The organism is Virgibacillus sp. JSM 102003 (assembly GCF_041949995.1).
In the GTDB taxonomy this organism is placed as follows: domain Bacteria; phylum Bacillota; class Bacilli; order Bacillales; family Amphibacillaceae; genus Lentibacillus.
In genome coordinates, this window is record NZ_JBHFQH010000006.1 from 1 (window position 1) to 23750 (window position 23750).

The 23750-nt window shown below is 38.4% G+C and carries 26 protein-coding genes; 14 read left to right on the forward strand and 12 right to left on the reverse strand.

Annotated features, from left to right (window positions below; all coding sequences use genetic code 11):
• Nucleotides 1-313: 313 nt before the first annotated feature.
• From ACE1TG_RS07990 to ACE1TG_RS08005, 4 genes are all read right to left on the reverse strand, one after another.
• On the reverse strand, nucleotides 314-976 hold the full coding sequence (locus ACE1TG_RS07990) for a hypothetical protein (protein ID WP_375051852.1): 663 nt from the start codon (nucleotides 974-976) through the stop codon (nucleotides 314-316).
• Nucleotides 963-1469, reverse strand: coding sequence for an RNA polymerase sigma factor (locus ACE1TG_RS07995; RefSeq protein WP_375051853.1), 507 nt, complete (start codon nucleotides 1467-1469; stop codon nucleotides 963-965). The genes ACE1TG_RS07990 and ACE1TG_RS07995 overlap by 14 nt, the downstream gene beginning before the upstream one ends.
• Nucleotides 1470-1692: 223 nt before the next feature.
• On the reverse strand, nucleotides 1693-3813 hold the full coding sequence (locus tag ACE1TG_RS08000) for an MMPL family transporter (RefSeq protein ID WP_375051854.1): 2121 nt from the start codon (nucleotides 3811-3813) through the stop codon (nucleotides 1693-1695).
• Between the two features lie 110 nt (nucleotides 3814-3923).
• On the reverse strand, nucleotides 3924-4499 hold the full coding sequence (locus ACE1TG_RS08005) for a TetR/AcrR family transcriptional regulator (protein ID WP_375051855.1): 576 nt from the start codon (nucleotides 4497-4499) through the stop codon (nucleotides 3924-3926).
• A 111-nt stretch (nucleotides 4500-4610) separates the two neighbouring features.
• Here ACE1TG_RS08005 and cypC point away from each other — a divergent pair, with 111 nt between their 5' ends.
• The 5 genes from cypC to ACE1TG_RS08030 all read left to right on the forward strand — a co-directional run bounded on the left by cypC (nucleotide 4611) and on the right by ACE1TG_RS08030 (nucleotide 9152).
• Complete coding sequence (cypC, locus tag ACE1TG_RS08010) at nucleotides 4611-5858, forward strand: CYP152 family fatty-acid peroxygenase CypC (protein ID WP_375051856.1); 1248 nt, start codon at nucleotides 4611-4613, stop codon at nucleotides 5856-5858.
• A 102-nt stretch (nucleotides 5859-5960) separates the two neighbouring features.
• The gene (locus ACE1TG_RS08015; protein ID WP_375051857.1) at nucleotides 5961-7373 is read left to right on the forward strand and encodes a LysM peptidoglycan-binding domain-containing protein; all 1413 of its coding nucleotides are present in this window, start codon (nucleotides 5961-5963) and stop codon (nucleotides 7371-7373) included.
• Between the two features lie 157 nt (nucleotides 7374-7530).
• Complete coding sequence (locus ACE1TG_RS08020) at nucleotides 7531-7944, forward strand: VOC family protein (RefSeq protein WP_375051858.1); 414 nt, start codon at nucleotides 7531-7533, stop codon at nucleotides 7942-7944.
• A gap of 166 nt (nucleotides 7945-8110) precedes the next feature.
• The gene (locus ACE1TG_RS08025; RefSeq protein ID WP_375051859.1) at nucleotides 8111-8476 is read left to right on the forward strand and encodes a VOC family protein; all 366 of its coding nucleotides are present in this window, start codon (nucleotides 8111-8113) and stop codon (nucleotides 8474-8476) included.
• A gap of 190 nt (nucleotides 8477-8666) precedes the next feature.
• Nucleotides 8667-9152: a GNAT family N-acetyltransferase gene (locus ACE1TG_RS08030; protein ID WP_375051860.1), complete on the forward strand. Its 486-nt coding sequence runs from the start codon at nucleotides 8667-8669 to the stop codon at nucleotides 9150-9152.
• A 66-nt stretch (nucleotides 9153-9218) separates the two neighbouring features.
• On the opposite strand, the gene ACE1TG_RS08035 is transcribed toward ACE1TG_RS08030, so the two are convergent.
• Nucleotides 9219-9656 carry a YaiI/YqxD family protein gene (locus tag ACE1TG_RS08035; RefSeq protein WP_375051861.1) on the reverse strand — a complete coding sequence of 146 codons (438 nt, stop codon included), beginning with the start codon at nucleotides 9654-9656 and terminating at the stop codon, nucleotides 9219-9221.
• A gap of 365 nt (nucleotides 9657-10021) precedes the next feature.
• Here ACE1TG_RS08035 and ACE1TG_RS08040 point away from each other — a divergent pair, with 365 nt between their 5' ends.
• The 5 genes from ACE1TG_RS08040 (at nucleotide 10022) to ACE1TG_RS08060 (ending at nucleotide 13326) form a co-directional block, all read left to right on the forward strand.
• Entirely contained in the window at nucleotides 10022-10384 is a 363-nt protein-coding gene (locus ACE1TG_RS08040) for a hypothetical protein (RefSeq protein ID WP_375051862.1), read from the forward strand.
• Between the two features lie 207 nt (nucleotides 10385-10591).
• Nucleotides 10592-10978 (forward strand): GntR family transcriptional regulator, encoded by a 387-nt coding sequence (locus ACE1TG_RS08045; protein WP_375051863.1) that lies wholly within the window; start codon nucleotides 10592-10594, stop codon nucleotides 10976-10978.
• Nucleotides 10975-11877 carry an ATP-binding cassette domain-containing protein gene (locus ACE1TG_RS08050; protein WP_375051864.1) on the forward strand — a complete coding sequence of 301 codons (903 nt, stop codon included), beginning with the start codon at nucleotides 10975-10977 and terminating at the stop codon, nucleotides 11875-11877. Before ACE1TG_RS08045 ends, ACE1TG_RS08050 begins: the two co-directional genes overlap by 4 nt.
• A complete protein-coding gene (locus ACE1TG_RS08055) occupies nucleotides 11858-12610 on the forward strand; it encodes a hypothetical protein (protein WP_375051865.1) in 753 nt (250 codons plus the stop codon). Before ACE1TG_RS08050 ends, ACE1TG_RS08055 begins: the two co-directional genes overlap by 20 nt.
• Nucleotides 12607-13326 (forward strand): hypothetical protein, encoded by a 720-nt coding sequence (locus ACE1TG_RS08060; protein ID WP_375051866.1) that lies wholly within the window; start codon nucleotides 12607-12609, stop codon nucleotides 13324-13326. Before ACE1TG_RS08055 ends, ACE1TG_RS08060 begins: the two co-directional genes overlap by 4 nt.
• Before the next feature lie 102 nt (nucleotides 13327-13428).
• Here the strand turns inward: ACE1TG_RS08060 and ACE1TG_RS08065 are convergent, their stop codons facing one another.
• On the reverse strand, nucleotides 13429-13809 hold the full coding sequence (locus ACE1TG_RS08065) for a carboxymuconolactone decarboxylase family protein (RefSeq protein WP_375051867.1): 381 nt from the start codon (nucleotides 13807-13809) through the stop codon (nucleotides 13429-13431).
• Between the two features lie 297 nt (nucleotides 13810-14106).
• On the opposite strand from ACE1TG_RS08065, the gene ACE1TG_RS08070 reads away from it, so the two are divergent.
• Both ACE1TG_RS08070 and ACE1TG_RS08075 read left to right on the forward strand, forming a co-directional pair.
• Nucleotides 14107-15657, forward strand: coding sequence for a BCCT family transporter (locus ACE1TG_RS08070; RefSeq protein WP_375051868.1), 1551 nt, complete (start codon nucleotides 14107-14109; stop codon nucleotides 15655-15657).
• Nucleotides 15658-15769: 112 nt separating this feature from the next.
• Entirely contained in the window at nucleotides 15770-16588 is an 819-nt protein-coding gene (locus tag ACE1TG_RS08075) for a squalene/phytoene synthase family protein (protein WP_375051869.1), read from the forward strand.
• A gap of 417 nt (nucleotides 16589-17005) precedes the next feature.
• Here ACE1TG_RS08075 and ACE1TG_RS08080 read toward each other — a convergent pair whose 3' ends face one another.
• Both ACE1TG_RS08080 and ACE1TG_RS08085 read right to left on the reverse strand, forming a co-directional pair.
• A complete protein-coding gene (locus ACE1TG_RS08080) occupies nucleotides 17006-17191 on the reverse strand; it encodes a hypothetical protein (RefSeq protein ID WP_375051870.1) in 186 nt (61 codons plus the stop codon).
• Between the two features lie 76 nt (nucleotides 17192-17267).
• Nucleotides 17268-17726 (reverse strand): hypothetical protein, encoded by a 459-nt coding sequence (locus tag ACE1TG_RS08085; protein ID WP_375051871.1) that lies wholly within the window; start codon nucleotides 17724-17726, stop codon nucleotides 17268-17270.
• Nucleotides 17727-18001: 275 nt separating this feature from the next.
• Between ACE1TG_RS08085 and ACE1TG_RS08090 the strand changes: the two genes are divergently transcribed.
• Together ACE1TG_RS08090 and ACE1TG_RS08095 are read left to right on the forward strand one after the other, a co-directional pair.
• A complete protein-coding gene (locus ACE1TG_RS08090; protein WP_375051872.1) occupies nucleotides 18002-19486 on the forward strand; it encodes an MDR family MFS transporter in 1485 nt (494 codons plus the stop codon).
• 510 nt (nucleotides 19487-19996) lie between these two features.
• Nucleotides 19997-20737: a MerR family transcriptional regulator gene (locus ACE1TG_RS08095; protein WP_375051873.1), complete on the forward strand. Its 741-nt coding sequence runs from the start codon at nucleotides 19997-19999 to the stop codon at nucleotides 20735-20737.
• 108 nt (nucleotides 20738-20845) lie between these two features.
• Here ACE1TG_RS08095 and thiE read toward each other — a convergent pair whose 3' ends face one another.
• Genes thiE through tenA form a run of 4 tightly spaced genes read right to left on the reverse strand, consistent with a single transcriptional unit; the run spans nucleotide 20846 to nucleotide 23714 of the window.
• A complete protein-coding gene (thiE, locus tag ACE1TG_RS08100) occupies nucleotides 20846-21451 on the reverse strand; it encodes a thiamine phosphate synthase (protein WP_375051874.1) in 606 nt (201 codons plus the stop codon).
• On the reverse strand, nucleotides 21451-22224 hold the full coding sequence (gene thiM / locus ACE1TG_RS08105; RefSeq protein ID WP_375051875.1) for a hydroxyethylthiazole kinase: 774 nt from the start codon (nucleotides 22222-22224) through the stop codon (nucleotides 21451-21453). Before thiM ends, thiE begins: the two co-directional genes overlap by 1 nt.
• Nucleotides 22225-23028, reverse strand: coding sequence for a bifunctional hydroxymethylpyrimidine kinase/phosphomethylpyrimidine kinase (thiD, locus tag ACE1TG_RS08110; RefSeq protein ID WP_375052070.1), 804 nt, complete (start codon nucleotides 23026-23028; stop codon nucleotides 22225-22227).
• Nucleotides 23025-23714, reverse strand: coding sequence for a thiaminase II (tenA, locus tag ACE1TG_RS08115; RefSeq protein ID WP_375051876.1), 690 nt, complete (start codon nucleotides 23712-23714; stop codon nucleotides 23025-23027). The genes thiD and tenA overlap by 4 nt, the downstream gene beginning before the upstream one ends.
• Between the last annotated feature and the right edge of the window lie 36 nt (nucleotides 23715-23750).

The window sequence follows — 23750 nt, forward strand, 5'->3', positions numbered from 1 at the left end:
AGTAAACGTCTTTGACATGGACGTTAAGGGTGTCATGAAGAGCCGTATGCCTTAATTGGGCACGTACGGATCTGTGAGGGGTAAGGGGCACAATCCCAAAGGAGAGGCCCCGCCTACTCGACTAAATGCAGAAAATCAGCCAAATTTGAGGCAAAAATGACAAATAGCGGAATGAGGATTCATCCCCATGCTTAAAATAAGGGTTTTCAAGGAAATAACGGAACGAGGATCCGCCGAACCAGGAAACTGGATTCTTTACCAACGGGGCTATATGCTAATCCTTAATTAAGTTAGCAATGATTACAAATGAATCCTAATTACTTAAGGATCTCATAAAATCTTCAACACGAATTAACATATCTTCTATCTTATGGTCTTCATTTAAATTGGCTTGGCCATTTATCGTTTCGACTTCTGCTGATTCACTGCCTTCTTTTTGGTACTGTAATTCAATGGAGAAATTATAAATTATCTCTTTTGAGTCTGATTTTTCATATTCAATGTTTTTTACCTCTAATTTGTAATCATTTCTTATCGGTACAATCCATAATACCGAACCGTAGCTTGAAATGTATTCTTGGTAGGATGTATCATCTGCAAAATATTCTTTATATAGTTTTCTTTCATATTGCCCTAAGGCTTCAAGTTCTCCTTCGCCTTCCAATATTTGTTCCAATTCATCATCTGGACCTGTGAGGTTATTCTTTAACACAGCTTCTATTGTCTGTATATTTTTATCCTGAGTATCACTAGGCGTTGGTTCCGAATTAAAAGGGAATCCACTTAATCCAAGTGCAACCAAGACCATTAAACACGCAAGCGTAGCTATATATGGAAGAACAGCCTTTCTCTTCTTACGTACAGGCTTAACCTGTGTCCACATTTCTTCTTTTAATCCTTTTGGCACTTTAATTGAATTCATTTCCTTTGTTAAGTGTTTCTTTAAACTTTCTTCTCCCTGATTATTCTCCAACACTATTTTCACCTCCTAGTTGATACTGTTCATATAATTTTTGTTTGGCACGGAATATTTTTGATTTAACGGTTCCTAATTTAATAGAAAGTCGTTTTGCAATTTCTTTCTCCGTTAAATCTTCCACATATTTTAAAATAAGTACTTGTTTTTGATCAGGTGGAATGTTATCTAAATGATTTTCTAACTCATCTTTCGTATAGTTGAATTCGTCTGAGTTTGAAGCATAGATTTCTTCTTTAAACTCATATGTTAGTTGCTTTTTGTTTTTATTATAAATATCAATGGCTGTACGTGTTGCAATAGTAGTTATCCAAGCATTAATTTTTGACTGCTGGTTAATTTTATTGAAATTTTTAAATGCTTTTATGAATGTATCGTGTGTAGCATCTTTTGCTAATTCCTCGTTTTTTAAAATGTAAAAAGTTGTTTTATATACCTTTTCAAAGTAGCCTTCATATATTTCCTTTTCATTTGGCCGACTGATTTCAAGCACCTCCCTTTATAAATACAGACCGAACAACATTCTAAAAAGTTCCTCTGTTTATAAAAAAAATAAAATTTACAATGTCATTATTAGATGATATTAGAATAAAACAAGCGATACCTTTTGAAGTATCGCTTTATATGGTGGTATGACATATTAATATTCATAATCGCATCAACTAACAGTTATAAACACCCATCATGGACATCACAAATGATGGGTGCTCATTTTACTAATTAGATCTATCTTTAACCGAATCAACTGGTTTATATTTTTCAAACAAAACAAGTAATCCTGGCATTAATATACCTCTTATCAAGAAAGTATCGAGTAGAATTCCTACGGCCACGATGAACCCGAACACGAATAATAATTGGATCGGCTGTGTCATCAGCACGGCAAAAGTGGCTGCTAAGATTAGCCCGGCAGATGAAATAACGCCACCTGTATTGGCAACAGCAATTTCCACCGCTTTTTTAACAGGATGGTGTTTTCTTTCTTCCATAAACCGCGACACGAGAATAATATTATAATCAATTCCCAATGCGACCAGGAATACAAAGGAATAGAGTGGAACCCTGTTACTGATGGTACCTATATCAAAGAATAAACTGCTTAGAAAGACGCCTAACCCTAACGCTGCAACAAACGACACTAAAATAGTTCCCATCATGTAAATAGGCATCTTAATTGATTTCGTTAAAAAGATTAACATGATAAAGATCAGAAGTGTCTCTAACAGAACAATCACGATCAGATCTCGATTGTTGATGGAACGATCATCTACAGACGAAGCAGTTTCACCTGCAAAATATAACTCGCCGCTAAGATTGCTTTCATCCAGGATTTGCTCGGAATCATTTCGGATTTCTTCTAATGCATCCATTGTTTCTACTGAATATGGATTTTTTTCAAAGGTCATGCTGTAGGAAATAACTGACTCATTATCAGCGGTACCATTGATTCGTACATTGTTCACGAGTGGCTGATCTGTCAGGTTTTCTGCTAATTCTCGCCTGCTGTCCTCGGAAATAGGGTTCTTTGTTTCAAATAAAACAGTTGTTGGTGCCAAGTCACCTGCCTGAAACTTTTCTTCGAGGATTTCATAACCTTCTCTGGAAGGCATATCCTCAGGGAAAGACTTTAATGTATTAAACTCATATTCTATATTAAAAATATTACTTGCTGAAACAAGCAGAATGATACTAATAGTTGCGACTGAAATAATTGGCTTTTTTGTAACAAACCGACCAACCTTGCTCCAAAGGGAACTTGATTTAACTTGTGAATCTCCTACTCGTGGAATTACTGGCCAGAAAGACTTTCTTCCAAAAATAGCAAATAGGGCTGGAACGAGTGTGACCGAAGCAAGCATGACAATAAAGATTGTTGTTCCAAAGGTTGGTGCAAAGTTTTTATAATCACCAAACTCAGCGAAGAAAAGGATTAGCATGGCTGCTAAAACGGTAGCCCCAGAGTAAAACACAGGTATACCAGTTCCTCGCATTGCTAGTTTCATTGCTTCCTGTTTATTCTCATGACTCTTTAGTTCCTCTCGGTATCGCGAGAAAACAAATAACGAATAATCGATAACCGCTGCAAATAAGAGAATTGTCATGATTGACAGGGACTGGGAAGTCATAATTAATCCTGCTTTACCCATTAGACCTAACGTTTGCATGACGACTTCATAGACAAAGGCTGTTGCTAATAATGGAATTAATGCAAGCAATGGTGAACGATAGATTACAACCAATAATACTAAAATAATTCCAACAGTTGATAAAATAAGAACAATATCTGCCCTGGAAAATAAGTCATTTGTATCTGTTGCAATTCCTGCCGGCCCTGTTACATATAAGTTCATCTCCGTATTCTGCTCTGTCAACGTATAGATCGTATCTAATGATGATTTAATTTCCGTAGTTTCCAAAGAGCCATCAAAAGTCAGCGGTATTAATGCAGTAGTTCCGTCATCAGAAAAAAAGCTTTCAGCTGCTTGAGGTGGTAATTCAGATAGAGGAACGATTTCCTTTACGCCTTTAATGTCTTCTTCTTTGATAGTTGATAAGAACTCTCCAAGCTCAGATTGTTCCACTTCACCTTCACTTGCCTGAAAAACCAGTAAGGCAGGGGTGCCATCACTGTTTTTAAAGTATTTATCAACTTTTTCCTGAGCAATAATAGACTGAGCATCATCGGGAAGGGTTTGAATACTAGATACTTCATAATCCTTTGCGCTAGGAGCAAACACTGCTAATAACATAGCTATAATGAGCCAAACTCCAGCAGTGATCCACATTCCCTTTTTAGTACTAACGCGGTCTGTAACATAGTGTATAAATGTTTTCATGCCTAATACTCCCTTTTAAAAAGAATAAAGTAACGCTTGTGTCACTTTTGGTTATAAAAAAAACGATAATTAAGTACTCTTATTATTAATCAACAAGACATGAACGTCAATTACTTGTCTGTGAACATTCCATGACTTATTAATTCTTTAACAGATCTAACCCATTCCGTTTGAGGAATTTCGGAATGATTGGGGATATCGACCGATTGAAAAATAAAACCTAAAATTAATTCATCTTTTATGGATGGATTTAATAATTGTTCTTTTCGACCTTGCTGGATAAAGCTCTGAAGAATGGAGTACATTTCCTGATGAAGTTTTTCTAAATGTACTTTCTTTACTCTTATGTTTTCACTGATGGTTGCAGTGATCTGGTATGAAAACCCAAGTACCTGATGTATTTTATTGTGTTTAAACATAAGTTTAATCAGAAAATCAAATTGTGAATCGAACTGATCATAATTGTTGATCTCTTTCAACTCAGCTAAAAATCGGTTCATTTCAAATATCATGTAATCCATTATTAGCTCTTCTTTATTTTCATAATACTTGTATAATGCACCTCTGGATACCTTTAACTCATCAGCTAACAGACTAAAGGTGAACCCTTCATAGCCATTATTCAAAAGTATATGTTTTGCGGCATTATATAATGTCTTGTCGGAAAATTTACGTTCGCGCGCCATATGATCACCTCAGGTTTAATTATACCTAAAAACGATAAAGGAATAAATTTATTATTTTAAAGAAAAATAGCATCTATAGGTATTACTAAGTTAAGGGAGGAGGAAAGGCGGATGGGAATTCCACGTGAAAAAGGCTTGGATAATAGCTTGGCCCTTTTTATGGAAGGGTATAACTATATTCCAAAAAGACGCACCTGTTTCCAATCGGATATTTTTGAGACACGTTTGATGGGCGGCCAAAAAGTAATTTGTATAGGTGGAAAAGAGGCTGCGGAGGTGTTCTATGATAATGAAAAATTCCGCAGGCAAGGAGCAGCACCAAAGCGTATCCAAAAAACATTATTGGGTGAAAATGGTGTGCAAACATTGGATGGAGTTGGACATAAACATCGGAAAAAATTATTTATGTCGTTAATGACTCCAGAGCGCATAGATGACCTTACCGAAATAACCAGTAGACAGTGGCAAACCGCTATTGAAAACTGGGAGCAAAAAAAAGAAGTTGTGCTGTTCGATGCAGCCAGGGAAATTATGTGTCGCATCGCTTGTGAATGGGCTGGCGTACCATTGTGGGCCAAAGAATTACAACAGCGGACGACTGATCTTTCAGCAATGATTGATGCATTTGGAGCCGTTGGACCCAGACATTGGAGGGGAAGACAAGCACGTAAAAGATCTGAACAGTGGATTCAGGGGATTATTCAACAGGTTCGGCAAGGTCAGTTAATGCCCCATGAGGATACAGCCTTATATGCAATGGCATGGCATAGCAATTTGGACGGAAAACTGATGAACATACAAATGGCAGCAGTAGAATTACTCAACATATTGAGGCCAATAGTGGCGATAGCTCGTTATGTCACTTTTGGTACATTAGCATTATATAATTATCCCGAGTCAAAAGCCAAATTGCAAACAGATAAAAAGGAATACAGTCAGATGTTTGTACAAGAGGTTCGCCGTTTTTATCCATTTGGTCCATTTTTAGGCGCGAGAGTACGCAGTGATTTTAATTGGAAAGGATATAACTTCACGAATGGAACCCTTGTGCTACTTGATATTTATGGAACGAATCATGACCCGGACTTATGGGAGGAACCTGAAGAATTCATGCCAGAACGATTCAGGGGCTGGCAAGGCAGTCCGTTTAGCTTTATTCCGCAAGGTGGAGGTGAATATGATATTGGACATCGCTGTGCCGGTGAGTGGGTGACGATAGAAGTTATGAAAGTAAGCTTAAATTTTTTAGCAAACCGAATTAATTATCAAGTTCCGAAGCAAAATTTAAACTATAGTTTGGTAAGAATGCCGCCAATACCTAAGAGCAGGTTTTTGATACGAAAGGTTAAACAAAAGTAATCACTATTTTAATCATGATTATTTTCTCTCCAGTTTGTTATTAGGACAATCATCCGATGAATACGATGGTATGTAGCAGCACAAACAAATAGGGGGAGAAAAATGCAGATTCATGTGGTTGAACGTGGTGATTCACTATGGCAGATAGCCCGCAGCTATGGTTCGAAAATAAATCAGATTGAATTACTTAATCAATTGGATGATCCTAATACACTTGTAGTGGGGCAGGCACTTGTTATTCCTGACCCGAACCGTGAGTATGTAATTAATGCCGGTGATAATTTATGGGCGATTGCAGATATGTTTGATGTGTCCGTTCAGGAATTGGCGGAGGTGAATAATATCACGAATCCTTCACTAATTTATGTTGGCCAGATGCTGGAGATTCCTTATTTCCCTCACATCGTAAAAGCTGGTGAATATATCTGGTCGATTGCCGAACGCTATGGCGTAACTGCTGAGCAAATCATTCAAACAAATAATATGGAAGATCCGGGGTTAATTTTTCCTGGTCAAACGTTACGTATTCCGGTCGCTGATAAGCCGGTAACTGAAGTGAATGCTTATACTACCCAGTTGAATGAGCGGGGTGGACAGGAAGTTCTAGCCTTAGGAAGATACTTCACCTATCTTTCACCATTCACCTATAGTATTACGGCTGATGGAACACTCACAGAATTACAGGATCAAATAGTTTTGGAGGCGGCAAGAGCGACTAATGTGGCTCCACTTTTAGTGCTGACAAACATAACAGGTGATGGATTTGATTCAGATGTGGTAGCTAATATCCTTCGTAATCCAGGTTTACAAGATACATTGATTACTAATCTGTTAGAAAAAATGAATGCCAAAGGTTATCGAGGAGTGAACTTTGATTTCGAATACGTTTATCCAGAAGACCGGGAGAATTATAATAACTTTTTACGGCGTGTAGTGGCCCGTTTACATTCAGAAGGGTACCTGGTCTCGACAGCCTTGGCTCCAAAGGATACATCTGATCAAGTGGGATTGCTTTATGAAGCTCATGATTATGCTGCCCATGGGGAAATTGTCGATTTTGTCATCGCAATGACCTATGAATGGGGATGGGCCGGCGGCAGACCGTTGGCAATTGCCCCAATTAATGAAGTGCGTGAGGTGCTGGATTATGCGGTAACGGTAATTCCTCGTGAAAAAATTCTAATGGGAGTTCCCTTATATGGTCGTGATTGGGAAATTCCGTGGGTGGAAGGAACGATTGCCACAACGGTAAGTCCAAAAGAAGCAGTTCAGTTAGCAGAAAAGTATGGTGCAGCCATTCAATATGATGAAATATATCAATCTCCTTTTTTTACCTATGTTGACGAGACTGGACAAAAACACGAAGTATGGTTTGAGGATGCACGTAGTGTTCAGGCTAAATACGATACGATTAAGGAATATGGCCTTAGAGGACCCAGTTATTGGGTGCTTGGAAGCGAATTCCCGCAAAATTGGGCAGTTCTGCAGGATAATTTTGCTGTTAGGAAGTTGTAGATATATAGTTTTAAGTAAAACCTTTGAATGGGAGCATCAGTTTTCAAAGGTTTATTTGCCAGTTAACAAGATTCCTAAATAATTTTATAGAAGGAATTTGCAAAAATTTGTTGAATAGATAATAGGAATATTAACTTATTTATTAGGAGGAATGTGAATGAGTGGGAGTTTAATAAGAGTCGGGACATCATATATTCCAGTACAGGATATTGAATTGTCAGCCGAATGGTATGTAAACATTGGTGCAGTACTTAATTATCAAGATAAGGAGAAGGCGATACTAGATTTTGCTAATCAAAGTATCTTCCTAGTTAAGTCTCACGAAAAACAAAGTGCTAACTTTTACGATATTGGTGGCAAGGAACATTTCTCGCTTACATTTGAGGTGAATGGAATGAATGCACTAACATCATTACATAGGGAATTTAAGGAAAAAGGAATAACAGTAGGCGAAATAGAAGATAGAGGTCATGCTGGGAAGAACTTTGTTTTTCAAGATTTGGACGGAAATATGTTTGATGTATGGAGTGAATTAAGTCCCATATTTAAAGAAAAGTATGGGATAAATTAGAAAACTTGGCATTCGTAAAGGGAGGAATTCCTATGAAAGCGTACTTTGCCTTTTGTAGAACCCGTTATACTCTGGAGATCAAGCCTTTAGGCGAATTGCCTTAGTTGCACTTATGCAGTAAGAAAGAATTTATAATTTCTTAACTGCCTAAAAAGGAGGAGCTTTAATGAAAAGTCCAATAAAAAACAAGATTAATCTAGTATTTATACCAGTGAGGGATATTGAAAAAGCGAAGGAATGGTATTCAAAAATGTTAGGAATTGAAGATGGTGATGTGATGTTTGAGCATCTATTCGTTGCCAAAATGGATGGAGCCGGGATGATTCTGGATACGATGCCAATGTGGCGGGATGAAAATGGTGAGATTGCTACTTTAAATGTCCCTGTTATTCAGTTTGGTACAGATGACATACATGCATCTTATCAATTTATGAAAGATAATGGTGTCGAGCTAGTCACGGAAATTGAACATGATCATTTCTTTGTGTTTAAGGACCCTGATGGAAATAAATTAATGGTATGTCAGGATTAAGCAGTTAATATCGGCCAGAATTAAATCGATTCTGGTCGAATATGCCTCTTCGCCTTTACCCCCTCCGTATGATAATTTACCAGTGGAACCGACAAATTTAGATATGAACGATAGGAATGGACAGAAATCTTATGCTAAACTGGAAAACAAGAAATAAATCAGATAACAATCAAGAAGGGACAAGCATAGTATGGATATTATGAAGAAAGAGGATTGGGAACAAGTTCGGGACATTTTTATAGAGGGTATTAACACGGGTAACGCGACATTTGAAACGAAGGCACCAACGTGGGAAGAATGGGATAGTGGCCATTTTTCAGTATCCAGACTTGTCGCCCGGGAAGGAAAAGATGTAATCGGGTGGGCTGCATTAAGTCCAATTTCTACAAGAGAAGCACATTCAGGTGTTGGTGAAGTTAGTATTTATATTAGTGAGCGCAGCATAGGCAAAGGGATTGGAACTAAGCTCATGGAAGAATTAATTGTCTCGAGTGAAGGGAACGGTTTTTGGACATTACAAACAAATATCTTTCCTGAAAATGAAACAAGCATTAAGTTACATAAAAAGTTTGGATTTATCGAAGTAGGAGTCCGAAAACGTCTTGGAAAATTAAATGGAGTATGGCGGGATGTAATGCTCCTTGAACGACGCAGCAGTGTGGTAGGGAACGACTGACATAACAGGTGACGACCAAAAATTTTTTGAAAAAAGTGCCGAAAATCGGGTGAGATTCAATCCACCCTATTTAAGCTTATTCCGGAGTAGCTGGCTGAATTTATTTTCGTCTTCGGTGGTGAATGCTTTTGGGCCTTTTGTTCGCTTACCACTTTTGCGGGCCATTGCACTTGCATAACGTGTTTGCAATAGCTGGTCGATATTGTCATTTGAATATTCAAATCCTTTGTGATGAAGGACAGTACATCCTTTTGCAAGGCCAAGCGATGCTAAGCCATAATCTTGTGTGATAATCATATCATTATTTTGTGCTAGCTTCATAATTCTGTAATCTGCAGCTTCTGCGCCAGTATCAACATAAATTGTTTTAACGCCTGGTTGTTCATCGTTATGTGAAAAATGAGCAAAGCTTTTCACAAGGATCACTTCTATATTATGATTTGCCGCAATTGATATAATCGTTTCTTTAACCGGACAAGCATCGGCATCAACGTATATTTTCATCAAATTCTCTCCTAAACGTTTTATGTTCGCAGTTACGAATAAGTACAACTATAAGACTTGGACTCAAGAGCATAAGGGGCTCTAAGAAATCATAAGAATCTTTTGACGATTGCCAAGTTTTTTTATGATTGATAGTGATGATAATAACAGCATAGCAGTTTGTCAAATTATTAACCACCTTGTGTGGGTAACGGGCTCCGTTTCTTATCAACTAAATCGAATGATGTGAATCATACTAACTAGTGGAGTGAATTGTGGTTCCGCTAAATGGAAAAAAGCCGTCCTATAAGATTGAATCGTTTCCTGGTTCCGTTATTTACTGTTAATTCTACAAAATGGATTACCAATAAATTGGAGGGTTGCATATGAAGAAGGTTAACCAAGAAACCCAAGATTTGTACATTAAATCCTTGGAATCAACTTTAAACAAACTTACAAATGCTTATAATAGTATGACAGAAAAAGGTTCAAATACAACCCTTGTTAACAAGAGACGAAGTTCCGTAAAAATTGGGTTGGAGAGCCTTAAAAACGCTTGGGGTAAGGGATATTTCTTCTATGATGAAGAAAAGATTTTGACTTGTAAAGATATATTACAAGGTATTATACCATCTATAGAAAAACAGATAGCAAAAGCAAGAGAAGGCAGTTCCCAAAAAACACTAAATGAGCGCCGTTTAAATGCAATTAAGCTGGCAATCAAATCCTTGGATAACCGACTAAAATAATTCAACGAAGTGAAGGTCCGAAAACGGTAGAATGATGCAAAAATCCTCTATAAATGAATAGAGGATTTTTTGGTGCAACAAGGAAGCAAAATATGCTTCGATAAAATTTATTTAACATATCCAAGTTTTCTTATATTGCTTTATTTTGAATAATGTAATATACTGCATTACACGACTAATGCACTAATTCACATAAGGGAGGCAAGCTTGATGATCAATACGGATGGTTCTAAACCAATATATATTCAGATTTCCGAGTGGATTGAGGCTGAAATATTAAACGGTAATTTTGAAAAGGACAAGAAAGTACATTCCCAATACAAGCTTGCTGAAATGTTCAATATAAACCCAGCTACTGCAGCAAAAGGATTAAATTTACTATTTGAGCAAGAAATCCTATATAACAAACGAGGATTAGGTAAATTTGTTTCAACGAATGCAAGAAAAATCATCCTGGACAAACGAAAAAATCAGACATTAAAAGGCCTCATACAAGAGGTTGTGCTTGAGTCTGAACGATTGGATGTAAGCGAAGAAGAAGTGATAGAGATGATCAAATCGGTTACGAAAGAACGTAAGGGGGATGCGAAGTGAAAATTGTTGAATGTATTGAATTGACTAAAAAGCACGGGCAGCGAAAAGCTTTAAACAATTTATCTGTGACAATTGAAGAAAACAGGATTACAGGCTTGATAGGCAGGAACGGTGCCGGAAAGACAACTCTTCTAAAAATTTTGGCAGGGTTCTGGGCTGAATCGTCAGGGCAAGTGAATGTTTTTTCAAACAGGCCTTTTAATAGTCTCTTCGTTTCAGCTAACACCGTTTTTGTTGATGACCAAATGAACTTTCCTACAGCATTAACGTTAAAAGAAGTTCTCGAGCAAGCTGGCGAGTTCTATGAAAAATGGGATATGGATCTGGCACTTCGGCTTTTTGATTACTTTGCATTTGATTCCAAGCAGATTCATAATAACTTGTCAAAAGGTAAACGGAGCACTTTCAATGTGATTATCGGATTAGCATCCAGATGTTCACTAACCATTTTTGATGAACCAACAACTGGAATGGATGCAGCGGTTCGAAAAGATTTTTATCGTGCATTATTGAAGGATTATCTGGCACACCCTCGTTCCATTATTATTTCAAGTCATTATCTTGATGAACTTGAAGTCGTTTTGGAGGATGTTTTACTTATGGAGGAGGGTTCGAATCTTCTTCATATGCCGATTGAGGAACTGAAGGAATATGCAATTGGATTAAGCGGTGGCTCTGAACAGGTTGATGGATGGATATCCGACAAAGATGTCCTTTATACAAATACGGTTGGGTTGGACAGTAAATTTTCAGTAGTGAAGAACGATTTTTCGAGCGATACTCTGGGGCAAATCAAACGGAGCGGTGTGGAAGTGTCATCCGTATCCCCTAGTGATTTGTGTGTATATCTGACCCAAAAAACGACAGGAGGAATAGATGATGTCTTTAACAGATCCTAGTATGGCAGCAGTAGTGGGAAAACAAATCCAGTTTAAAATGAAGTCCTGTATTGGGATGTTCAGTACATTGGTGATCCTTCAATTGTTAGCACTATTTTTCGCATTAGGTGGATCAGGAATGTTAGGTGGGTCCGGATCGATGCTGTCTTACCAAATAAACTACTATTCTATTGATATAATTGTGGTTTTCACAATTCTATGGGCATTCATCAATGCTATTCTAATCAAGACAAAAGCCTATCGGGAAGATGACTTTGCATTTGTAACAAATAGGTTGAGCAGCAATTTATCCAATATCGTATTTTTATTTATTGGAAGTATAGTTGGCGGGATTACCGCATCCTTATCTGGTTACTTATTAAGAATCGCTATATACTTTCTGTTTGATGATAACCAGCAAATGATTTATTCGAGTACTGGGTATAATTTAATGGACTTGCTTGTGGGAACGATTGCAATGATAGTGCTGATTTTCCTATTCAGCAGTTTTGGCTATATCATTGGTACTCTGGTTCATCTTCATAAGGCATTTGCATATATAGTTCCTGTTGCCATTTTGGGTTTTATATTTTTATTTGAAGTAAGTACAGAAATCCATGTCTTAATGGAAATCGGTAGTTTTTATTTTGGTGAAGATTCATTTTGGCTATTTGGCGGCAAGGCAATCATTACGTTGGTATTATTTTTGGCTGGTTCAATGCTGATTTCTAATCGATTGGAGGTTAGACAATGAGTATATTTGGGTTGACCCCTATCATATTACTCGTATTTATAGTAGGTATAGTTGTACTGGTTGTAGTTAGGACCAAACGGATTAGATTGAAAAGTAGTAAGTTCAGTTATGTTAAAAGAGTAAAATGGATGTTCACAGCTTATATGACTCTGTTACTTGTTTCTGCGGGTGCATTTTATGTCCTTCCAAATGATACCAGTTTAATGGCTGAAGAAACAGCTCCGGATATTTCTTTATATGAATTGGCAGACAAGGGAAAGATTGGTAGCGTTGATCGTTCATATATCAAAGAAACTTGGGAATATAACAGTGATGGAAGTGAGCTAAATCTTAAAACTTCCTCTCCAAACGAGATGCCTATATTTGTAGAGGTAAAAGATGTGTTGCAACAAACTGTTGAGGTGGCATACTATCAAACTCCAATTATTATTGAAGGTATTAATTTTTCAAACCGTGTGCACCTGCCGCATATAGATTTTTCAAATAATAACATGACAGTAACGGAACCGGAACCTGTTGAGGTGAATCTTGGAACGTATAAGGAATCATTTATTGCGAGCCAATTTAATGAGAAAGGTTGGATGGATGGGGCATTTTCATCAAGTGATGCCACTAGATCAAATCAACATTTACTATACATTCAAATTCCGGAAGACATTGATATAAACTATGATCAGAATGTTTTTGTTGAGTTTGTTGGTGAAGGAGATGGTTAATAAAAGGTAATTTATCATAACCTCAAAACCTTGAAATCATTTCCTGAATAAACAGAGTACACACTTTTTTATTTAAAGTTGTGTACTCTGTTTTGGTTTATCTTAGTGTTGTGTTTTTTCTGAGTAATAATCATACGTATCCATAGCTAAGGTTACACCTTGAGAAAAAGCAGCACCTCCGCCTAAGGCTGCGCTAATAGCGATTGTCTCCATTATTTCATCTTCGGAACATCCGTGTTGAACGGCACCTTTTGTATGGTACATAATACAATATTCATCCTGGGCATAGATACTAATTCCGAGTGCCATCAGCTGTTTTTCTTTTTTTGCCATCGCACCTTCCTCAAAACAAGATTCCGTGAAATCAAAGTATCCTTGTGTCATTTTTGGCAACTTCTTTTGAAGGCGACTACTGCCTTCTTTGTAGTCCAGAATTGATTGATCAAAATAATTAGCAAAGTCATCTTCTGAATGTATTTCCATGGTTTTTCACTCCATTACTGTATTTAGGTCCATTTAGTATTTTTTATAATGGCTGGGGAAACATACATGGTATTAGTTGGTACTAAATCTGTATGATTAAACAAGTAAATAGTTGACGGATTACCCAGGCAAAACTATAATACAAAACTATGTAAGAAAAAAATTTGAGCAAGCTGATGGTTGTAAGAAATAGTCTTTTATATACATGAATGAAATTTCCCATCCAACGGTCTGTAATGACTAAGTTTTCGAATGATGTTATAGACACTTGCTCCTAAATAAATTAGGAGGAAAAGCGTGCAAGAAAACAAGAAAGTTAAAACAGATTGGACAGTATTTGCAGTAAGTGGCGGATTCTTAATTTTATTTATTATTTTATCCTTTATTGATAGTGGGATGGTAGGTGGCTGGATTAACACTTTATTTGGTTACTCTGCTGATCTCTTTGGAGCGTACTGGCAGCTTTTATTATTCGGGAACTTTGTGATTGGCATATTCTTAGCTTTTTCAAGATATGGAAAGGTCCGATTAGGTAACCTGGATAAGCCGAAATATAGTTATTATCGCTGGGTTGCTATGATATTGGTTACACTGCTGGCAAGTGGTGGAATCTTTTGGGCAGCAGCCGAGCCGATGTATCACTATATGGCTGAACCTCCATTATTTGGCGGTGGTGAATTTTCTAATATTCCGGCTGCTTTTGCACAAGCATTTTTCCATTGGGGATTTGCAGCCTGGGCAATCTTAGGAACTTTGGCTACTATTGTGATGATGTATGTTCATTACACCAGAGGTTATCCAATGCGTCCAAGGTCACTGCTGTATCCTATATTCGGTGAAAAAATATTCCACAAGAGTATACTAGGGTCAACAGCTGATATTGTTTCGATTATAGCGACCGCAGCAGGAACTTTAGGCCCGCTTGGGTTCCTTGGTTTACAGATTTCATATGGGCTAAATCATCTATTTAACATTCCTAATACAGTTACAACGAGTATTATGGTTGTAATTGTTCTGGTTATAATTGCAGCAATTTCTGCAGCTACAGGGGTAGATAGAGGAATTCTTTTACTGAGCCGCTTAAATGTTGGCATGACAATTGTACTAGGAGCTATTGTTCTTATTATTGGGCCAACGTTGTTTATAATTGATGCGTTTGTTGGGGGAATGGGATTCCAATTACAGAACTTCTTTACAATGAGTTTCTATCGCGGTGATGATGCATGGCTTGGATTATGGACTATATTTTTCTGGGGCTGGTTTATCGGCTATGGTCCAATGCTTATTATATTTATCAGTCGCATTTCTCGCGGAAGAACAATACGGGACTTAGTTATTGCAGTGTCCATTGTTGCCCCGCTTGTTACGAATTTCTGGTTCTCGGTTGTTGGTGGAACAGGAGTGTTTTTTGAAATAGAAAATCCCGGATCAGTCTCCGGTGCTTTAAATGAAGCGGGTATGCCTGCTGCAGTAATGGCTATTATGGATCAACTACCAATGGGAACGGTTATGGCAATTCTATTTCTGATAATATCAGTCATATTTGTCGCAACTACAACAGATACGATGTCGTATACAATAGCTGTAACCTTAACAGGAAATGACCATCCTGAACGTTGGCTGCGAGTTTTCTGGGCATTAATTTTTGGTGGGACGACAATGGTGATTTTGACAATTGGCGAAGGAAGTATAACGGCTATTCAAAATTCAATTGTTATTACTGCTGTGCCAGTGTCGATTTTATTATTACCGCCACTGTGGACTGCACCAAGAATAGCCAGGAAAATGGCATTGAAACAGGGTCTAATTTGGGAACGGCCCAGAAGGAAATCAAAATTAAATGATTAGTAGGAAATGGAGTACTTATGTGGTACTTCATTTTTTGGTTGTTGGAAAAGTAAATTTATATAAATAACACTCGTTTTTTGTTATACTTGGATTATCAAGGGAGGCGTCACGGGTGAGTGAATCGAGGAAGTTACAAAAAGAAGCAATGCACATGCTAAAGCTAACGAGCAGAACTTTTTACATACCAATTAGTTTGCTCAAACCGAACCTGAAGAAAACTGTTGCTTCCGCATATTTATGTATGCGAGCGGTTGACGAAATAGAAGATCATGAAAAATTAGAATCTGAAACAAAGCAACGATTACTTCGGTCTACCAGTGAACTTTTAAAGGGCGATTTTGACCAACAAGCATACCGTGAATTGTTAAAATCCTATGAATCGCTTCTGCCTGAAGTGACGTTACGTTTAGGTGATTGGATATCTATTTGCCCACCTGATATTGTGGAAGAAGTAAAGAAATCTACAGGTATTATGGCAGATGGAATGGCAAAATGGGCAGAAAAGGATTGGCATATAAAGACTAAAGAGGATTTGGATGATTATACGTATTACGTAGCTGGGTTAGTTGGTGTCATGCTTTCAGATATATGGAGATGGTATGATGGTACCGAAACTGATCATGATTTGGCTATAGGGTATGGTCGTGGCTTGCAAGCAGTGAATATCTTACGAAACCAGGGTGAGGATAGTGAACGAGGTGTGAATTTTGTTCCGGATGGCTGGAATACAGACGACATGTTTCAATACACCGAAAATAATCTCGCCATGGCCGATGAATATATGAAAGATATTCATACACGGAATATCCAGCTCTTTTGCCAAATCCCATTAGCATTAGCGAAAAGAACTGTTAAAGCATTAAAAGAAGGACGGGAGAAAATATCCCGAAATGAAGTGGAAACGATTGTAGAAGATATTAGAAATGATTAAATGGAAGTCACTATTCTTAGGGATGGTGACTTTTTTCGTAGTTTACCAGTGATCTATTTGAAAAGCATATGAAAGTAAGAGACTATTTGGGAGAGAAAATGCTAATAACATTAGAAGATTAGTCCCTAATGTTGGAGAACCACATTTTTAACGGAATGAGGATCCGGTTGACTGATTTGGCGGATCCTCATTCCACTATTTGGTTGAAAACCCTCGTTTCAAGCAAGGGGATGAATCCTCATTCCGCTATTTGTCATTTTTGCCTCAATTTTGGCTGATTTTCTGCTTTTAGCGGAACGAGGATCCGTCTCACCCTTCCGCGAGCACTCTTTCTGCTTTTTAGTGGAATGAGGATTCACTCCGACCTGTTTGGTGGCGGATCCTCATCGTTACCATTCAAACGGCCACTTTTCATTTTTACTTATCGAGCAAGGCTTTGACTCCCAGATATAGAATGGCAAGTGAAAAAACAATTACCGCAATTCCTCCTATTATTTGAAAGAAAGTAGCTATACCAGCAGTGATTACTGATGATGTCGGTACGTTCGCAAGTGCAAAGCCAGCTAAAATACATGCCAAATATAGCAATACTGTTTGATGCATTAATAATCCGCCCTTCGCTTACTGTATTTGGGCAAGGGAAGGCTCATTCGACAATAAACGGTACAAACTACAGGCACTAATAGCACTGAAATGCTTGAATTCTGTCTAAATCAACGCCGTAGTAAACCCATCTGTTTCTGCTCCATCTGAATCCTGCGATTGAGTTTCTTCCGATAAAGACTGGGAAAAACCAAAAGGCATCCCGTCTTAGCCAGATATACGTGAACTGGAACAGGCAGCGTCGGATTGCTCCTGGATCAATTGCATAGACGCCGAACTGCTGGGATTGTAAGGTTTGCGGTTGCGAAGGTATAAATGATGGTGGCGGGCTACTAGGTGGACCAGCAGATGGCTGCCCACCCTGAAACCCAGGTGGCCCACCGCCGGTCTGTCCCGGAGGTCCCCCAAATGGTGGTCCTCCTCCTGGGGGACCAAATTGTTGTCCGCCACCAGGAAACCCGGAAAATAATCCGTCCAGCATCCCTTGAAAATTAAATTGCCTTTCATCTCCATATGGTGGTTGATTATGATTCATGTTTTAATGTCCTCCTCTAAAAAGTCCTTCCTTTTAATATATGGGGATACGTCCAATTTTGTATGGGCGACTTACAGTGTTTAATTATAGTGGCGATACAGTAAAATTTGCCCTTGTTAATAAAGCAGAGTAGTGGTAAGATTATCCTGTTATTTTCGAATAAATAAGTTGGAAAGTGGTTTTGCCTCTCTTCAATTCGGTAAATATCTCTGTACTACTTACGCAAGCTAAAAACTAATGCTTGTGTTTTATTTTTTTAAAAGGAGATTTTTTGTATGGATAAGGGTAATCAACCAACCAAATATGAGTATTTAGCTGAGGATCCTAATGTGAAAGTTATGCCTATTATGCTTTCTTTGATCATTGGAGCTTTCTTCGCCATTTTAAATGAGACATTACTTAACATTGCACTGTCAACATTAATGGACGAATTCGGTATTTCTGTAACTACTGTCCAATGGATGGCGACAGGTTTTTTATTAGTAATGGGAGTTGTCACCCCAGTATCGGCAGTATTATTGCAATGGTTTTCGACAAGGCAGTTATTTTTGGGGACGATGGTAATATTTTCGATTGGAACAGTGATTTGTGCTGCCGCTCCCACGTTTCCTGTTCTGCTGGCGGGCAGGTTAATTCAAGCGGTTGGAACTGGGCTGCTTATACCCATCATTTTTAATGTCTTCTTATTAATATTCCCACCATCACGTCGTGGGAAGGTAATGGGCTTTGTCGGCCTTGTTATAATGTTCGCTCCTGCAATTGGGCCAACACTATCAGGCGTAATTGTTGATCATTTGGGCTGGCGTTTTTTATTTATCACAGTAATACCATTTGCACTATTTTCTATAGCGTTTGCCTATCGATATTTGATTAATGTATCAGAAGTTACCAAACCAAAAATAGATATTTTATCACTTGTTTTTTCTACTGTTGGATTTGGTGGTATCGTGTTCGGTTTCAGTTCAGCAGGTGAAGGTGAAACAGGATTTTTAAACCCTGTTGTGTACATCCCAATTGTCTCGGGAGTCGTGGCGCTAATTTCCTTTACAATTAGGCAATTTAAACTAGAAGACCCGTTACTTAATCTGCGAGTATTTAGGTTCCCTATGTATTCTCATGCAATTATCCTATTTTTAATTATAATTATGGCGATGTTTTCTTCTGAGATTATCCTGCCGATGTTTATGCAAGGACCGTTGGGAGTCACACCAGCCACGGCTGGTTTAATCCTGCTGCCTGGTGCAATTCTGAATGGATTGATGTCTCCTGTTATGGGGCATCTATTTGATAAGTTTGGACCCAGATTATTGCTAATACCTGCTTCAGCTGTGTTATGCGGGACGATGTTTATGATGAGTAGGCTGGATATGAATACACCGATATGGATGATTATTGTTGGGTATATCTTACTAATGCTTTCTGTCTCTGCTATGATGATGCCGGCTGAGACAAATGGCTTAAATCAGCTCCCTAAACATTTGTACCCGCATGGTACTGCGGTTATGACGACATTACAGCCTGTTGCAGGTGCAATTGGAGTTTCTGTATTCATCAGTATTATGAGTGCAAGGCAAAACAGTTATCTAACAGATGCTGCTGATCCAGGAAATCCTGTTACAATAAGTGAGTCTATGGTTGCGGGTGTTGAACTTGTATATTTTATAGGATTTGTGTTAGCTGTTGTCGCCTTTATTATGGCGTTGTTTGTATATCGCGCGCAGCCGACGGAATTGGAAAATCTACCATCATCTAATAAGTAATCATAAGCCGCTGTTCATTCGAATGGCGGCTTTGTATGTTTAACAGTGACATAACATTATTGTGATTTCTTTCCATCCTTTATAAGGTGAGTTGTAATCCAAATTCTGTGGAAAAATACTTGAGTGCTATGTAACCGCTGCGGAAATACACTTCGCTTTCCGCGGGCAACGCTTCAGCTTCCTCGGAAGCAAAAATCACTTCTTGCGGGATCTTCAGCTGTTGCTTTTTCCGCAGGAGTCTTCGTGTATTTCCTTCGCTGAGTTTTGCTCACTTTACCAAAAAGGGGTTTAAAACTACTTAAACCAGCAATTGGAATATGCTAGACTCCTGTGGGACAGCGAATCCCAAGAGACCCCACGGAAAGCGAGTAAATTCCGGCTGCGAGGAAAGAGGTCATACTAAGTACTACGAATCGGTTTTCCTTATAAAAAACGAAAAGACTTTTAAATAAATGTTGACTCTAACGTTGCGTGATACTTTATAGTGATAATTGAAGGGAGGCTACAAAGATGAAAGTTAAGGAAGTTTCTGATTTGGTTGGAATTAGTGTGCGCACACTACACCACTATGATGCCATCGGATTGTTATCCCCAGAGGAAACGACCGAATCTGGCTATCGTATTTATTCATACAGTGATCTTGAAGTTTTACAGCAAATTCTATTTTTTAAAGAACTTGGCTTCCCTTTGAAAAAAATAAAAGATATTATCAACAGTCCGTCGTTTGATCGAGAAGAAGCACTTGAACTTCACCGTAAAATGCTCCTTGAGAAACGTAGCCGGATCGATGAAATGATTGCGACGATTGATAAAACCACGCAACACTCAAAAGGAGAAATTAATATGAGTAATAAAGAAAAATTTGCAGGCTTTGATTTCAGCCATAACCCATACGAACAAGAAGCACGTGATCGTTGGGGTGAAAAAGCTGTTGATGAATCCAATGCGAAAATAAATAAGATGTCAAAAGATGAACAAAAAGCAATGGGTGAAGAATTTGATAAAATCTATCAAGAGCTTGCAGCGCTCCGTCATGAATCACCTGAATCTGATGAAGCACAAGCAGGTATTAAGGTATGGTATGACTATTTGAACAAAATCGGAAACTATTCACTTGATGCATTCAAAGGACTTGGGCAAATGTATGTCGATGATGAACGTTTTACCAAGAACATCGATAAGTATGGTCAAGGTTTGTCAGTGTTCATGCGTGATACCATGGCTGTGTATGCTGATAAAAACAAAAAGTAGGTTCTACTACTTTAATCGAACCCCATCATCAAAAGGTGGCATGAAATTTTTATTTATTTTATGCCACCTTTCGAATGTGAAAAACGATAGTATATATGAAGGTAAGGTTTATAACCCTTGAACAGCAGTTTTTACATCATTTGCCTGGATCACAGCCGAAATAACCGCAACACCGTCAGCCCCAGCATTTATTACAGAAGCTGCATTTTGGGTGGTTATTCCACCGATTCCTACAATAGGGATGCTTGGAAATTGGTTTCTTAATGTTTTAATCCAATTCACACCGACTTCTGACTTTGCGTCAGGTTTTGTAGATGTATTAAAAATTGGACCAGCACCAAGATAATCAGCCAGTTGAATCGGACTATTAGAAACTTCGGTTGGATTCGATACAGAAAGGCCAATAATCTTATTAGGAAAGCGCGCACGTAGTTTTTCAACTGAAACATGATCCTGTCCAACATGAATTCCATCGGCTCCTAGAGGTTCAACAAGGTCGATATCATCATTGACGAAAAATGCTATATTATGATGCGCGCAAATATTTCTTAATTTATATCCTAACTCTAATTTATCATTTCCTTTTAATGACCCAACTCCTTTTTCTCGAAATTGGAATGCTGTAACACCGGATTTTATCGATAATTCTAAAATATCAGCTGGATCACGGTCACAATTTTGACTGCCCATTATCAAATATTTTCTTAGATTCATCAATTAACCTTCTCCAGTTTATCAACTTCAAATGATAATGCATCAATAAAATGAGGGAGGAAAGTCCCAGGTCCATTAACTTCTGAATAGTCAGCAGCATATTCCGCCGCCAGTCCGTAAAACTCAACTGCAGTTAACACCTTCTGCTCGATAGGTTCATTTGTGGTTAAACATGCAGTTAGAACGGAACCAAGCAGGCAGCCAGCACCAGTTATTTTCCCAAGAATCGGATGCCCGGAATTGTTCGAAAGATATTCTTTTCCGGAGCAGATAACATCCGTTTCTCCTGTGACAACGGCAGTAGTTTGATAGGTCTCAGCAGCTTTTAAAGCTATCTCCACAGAATTTCCATTACCTACCGATTCGACGCCTTTTGTTTCCCAAGGAATTTCTACGAGGTGTGCAATTTCGCCCGCATTCCCTTTGATGACTGTTGGCTGTACTGAATTTAGAATTTCTTTTACAACTGATGTCCGAAATGGCGTTGCCGCGACACCAACAGGATCAAGAACCACTGGTATTCCTTTTTCATTAGCTGTTTTTCCTGCTGTGATCATTGCTGGAAGTTCTTGCGCTGTTATGGTTCCGATGTTTAAAAGTACACCATCCGCAATGGACGCCATGTCGTTCGCTTCCTCTTCAGCTTTAGCCATGACTGGTGTTCCGCCAAAGGATAACAAGCCATTTGCGGTAAAATTCATCACAACTTGATTTGTCAGATGGTGAATCAACGGACTTTGATCTCTTACTTTTTGAATGATATCTTTATTCATTTACCTCACCCTTTCAATGGGCTTTGCCCAATGGTTTGTCGGTCCACTTCCATGACCAAGTGAAAACGAATGACGGATTGCAGCAGTTACGTAATCCTTTGCTTTTTTAACGGCCACTGGTAAAGAATCTCCTTGGCTTAAGTAGGCTGTAATGGCTGCTGAATAAGTACACCCGGTTCCGTGTGTATTTTTTGTCTCAATTCGTTTGGTTGCAAAAGTGTGTAACGAACTGCCGTCATATAAAAAATCGATTGCTTCACCTTGCAAATGGCCACCTTTAACCAATGACGCACCTGCTCCGAATTCATGAACTATTTGTTTCGCAGCCTTTTTCATGTCGTCTAGTGTTTCAATTTTTGCACCCGTAATATCTTCTGCCTCAGGGATATTTGGTGTTACTAACGATGTCATTGGTAATAGTTTCTTACGTAAGAAATCCCGGGCATTGCTTGCGATTAATGGATCGCCACTTGTTGCGACCATTACCGGATCCATAATGTACGGAATGTTTAAACCGTTAATCTTTTGAGCAATAGCCTGCATCATGTCAACGTTAGCGATCATTCCAGTCTTAAATGCTTGAAAGGGAATATCGGTCACAACGGAATCCAATTGTTGTTCAATCATTTCAACAGGGAGATGGTGCACATTCTGGACACCTGTTGTATTTTGCGCAACAACGGATGTAATGACAGACATTCCGTAAGTCTTCAGTTCCTGAAAGGTTTTTAAGTCTGCTTGTATTCCGGCTCCACCACTGGGATCAGTGCCAGCTATTGTAAGTGTGCATGGAATGCTTTTCATTTGCCAATCACCAACTCGTTTATTGGCCAATCTTCACAAGTATAGGCCATTTCCCAAAAGGCAAGCTCTAATTGGCAGCTTTTACGGAATGCTTCTTTTATCTTTGTCTGCTCATCCCATGAAGCATGTTCAGCAAATTTATCCAAGCGGTTTCGCATTTCCATCACTATCTTGCCAAATCGTTCATCGGCATAAAAGCTTATCCATGGATAAAATGGATGATCCTTTTCTGGATTATATTTGTTCATTAACGCATAGCCTATTTCCAAATATGTCCACGGGCAAGGGAGCAGTGCACCAATGGTTTCAGCTAAACTGCCCATTTGCGCGTGATACATCATATGCTTCATGTAATGATCAGCAGTTGGCGGAAGCGGATGACCTTGGAGCTCCTCGTAGCCAACCCCTATATAGTCGCAAAAGTTATGATGTGGATGGCTTTCACTATTTAAAACAAATTGGATTTGTTCCCCGAAGAAGCGGATGTCCTCGCGCTTATCAGATTTGGAAAGAGCAATTCCATAGATTCGCATAAATGCATTCAAATACTCAAAATCTGCCTTAATATAATGCGCAATTGATTCGTTTGGGACATATTTTTTTCCAATACCATCGACAAATGGATGATTAAATATTGCTTGAAATATATCTTGGTTCTCATCTCTTAATTGTTGTGTGAATGACATAATAAAGCCTCCAATGATTTAGGAAGCTACTAGGGG

Excerpts from the sequence above, each read along its gene's own strand:
- ACE1TG_RS08000 (WP_375051854.1), bottom strand. The coding sequence starts at position 3,813 with ATGAAAACATTTATACACTATGTTACAGACCGCGTTAGTACTAAAAAG.
- ACE1TG_RS08005 (WP_375051855.1), bottom strand. The coding sequence starts at position 4,499 with ATGGCGCGCGAACGTAAATTTTCCGACAAGACATTATATAATGCCGCA.
- cypC (WP_375051856.1), top strand. The coding sequence starts at position 4,611 with ATGGGAATTCCACGTGAAAAAGGCTTGGATAATAGCTTGGCCCTTTTT.
- ACE1TG_RS08015 (WP_375051857.1), top strand. The coding sequence starts at position 5,961 with ATGCAGATTCATGTGGTTGAACGTGGTGATTCACTATGGCAGATAGCC.
- ACE1TG_RS08020 (WP_375051858.1), top strand. The coding sequence starts at position 7,531 with ATGAGTGGGAGTTTAATAAGAGTCGGGACATCATATATTCCAGTACAG.
- ACE1TG_RS08025 (WP_375051859.1), top strand. The coding sequence starts at position 8,111 with ATGAAAAGTCCAATAAAAAACAAGATTAATCTAGTATTTATACCAGTG.
- ACE1TG_RS08030 (WP_375051860.1), top strand. The coding sequence starts at position 8,667 with ATGGATATTATGAAGAAAGAGGATTGGGAACAAGTTCGGGACATTTTT.
- ACE1TG_RS08035 (WP_375051861.1), bottom strand. The coding sequence starts at position 9,656 with ATGAAAATATACGTTGATGCCGATGCTTGTCCGGTTAAAGAAACGATT.
- ACE1TG_RS08040 (WP_375051862.1), top strand. The coding sequence starts at position 10,022 with ATGAAGAAGGTTAACCAAGAAACCCAAGATTTGTACATTAAATCCTTG.
- ACE1TG_RS08055 (WP_375051865.1), top strand. The coding sequence starts at position 11,858 with ATGTCTTTAACAGATCCTAGTATGGCAGCAGTAGTGGGAAAACAAATC.
- ACE1TG_RS08060 (WP_375051866.1), top strand. The coding sequence starts at position 12,607 with ATGAGTATATTTGGGTTGACCCCTATCATATTACTCGTATTTATAGTA.
- ACE1TG_RS08065 (WP_375051867.1), bottom strand. The coding sequence starts at position 13,809 with ATGGAAATACATTCAGAAGATGACTTTGCTAATTATTTTGATCAATCA.
- ACE1TG_RS08080 (WP_375051870.1), bottom strand. The coding sequence starts at position 17,191 with ATGCATCAAACAGTATTGCTATATTTGGCATGTATTTTAGCTGGCTTT.
- ACE1TG_RS08085 (WP_375051871.1), bottom strand. The coding sequence starts at position 17,726 with ATGAATCATAATCAACCACCATATGGAGATGAAAGGCAATTTAATTTT.
- ACE1TG_RS08090 (WP_375051872.1), top strand. The coding sequence starts at position 18,002 with ATGGATAAGGGTAATCAACCAACCAAATATGAGTATTTAGCTGAGGAT.
- ACE1TG_RS08095 (WP_375051873.1), top strand. The coding sequence starts at position 19,997 with ATGAAAGTTAAGGAAGTTTCTGATTTGGTTGGAATTAGTGTGCGCACA.
- thiE (WP_375051874.1), bottom strand. The coding sequence starts at position 21,451 with ATGAATCTAAGAAAATATTTGATAATGGGCAGTCAAAATTGTGACCGT.
- thiM (WP_375051875.1), bottom strand. The coding sequence starts at position 22,224 with ATGAATAAAGATATCATTCAAAAAGTAAGAGATCAAAGTCCGTTGATT.
- thiD (WP_375052070.1), bottom strand. The coding sequence starts at position 23,028 with ATGAAAAGCATTCCATGCACACTTACAATAGCTGGCACTGATCCCAGT.
- tenA (WP_375051876.1), bottom strand. The coding sequence starts at position 23,714 with ATGTCATTCACACAACAATTAAGAGATGAGAACCAAGATATATTTCAA.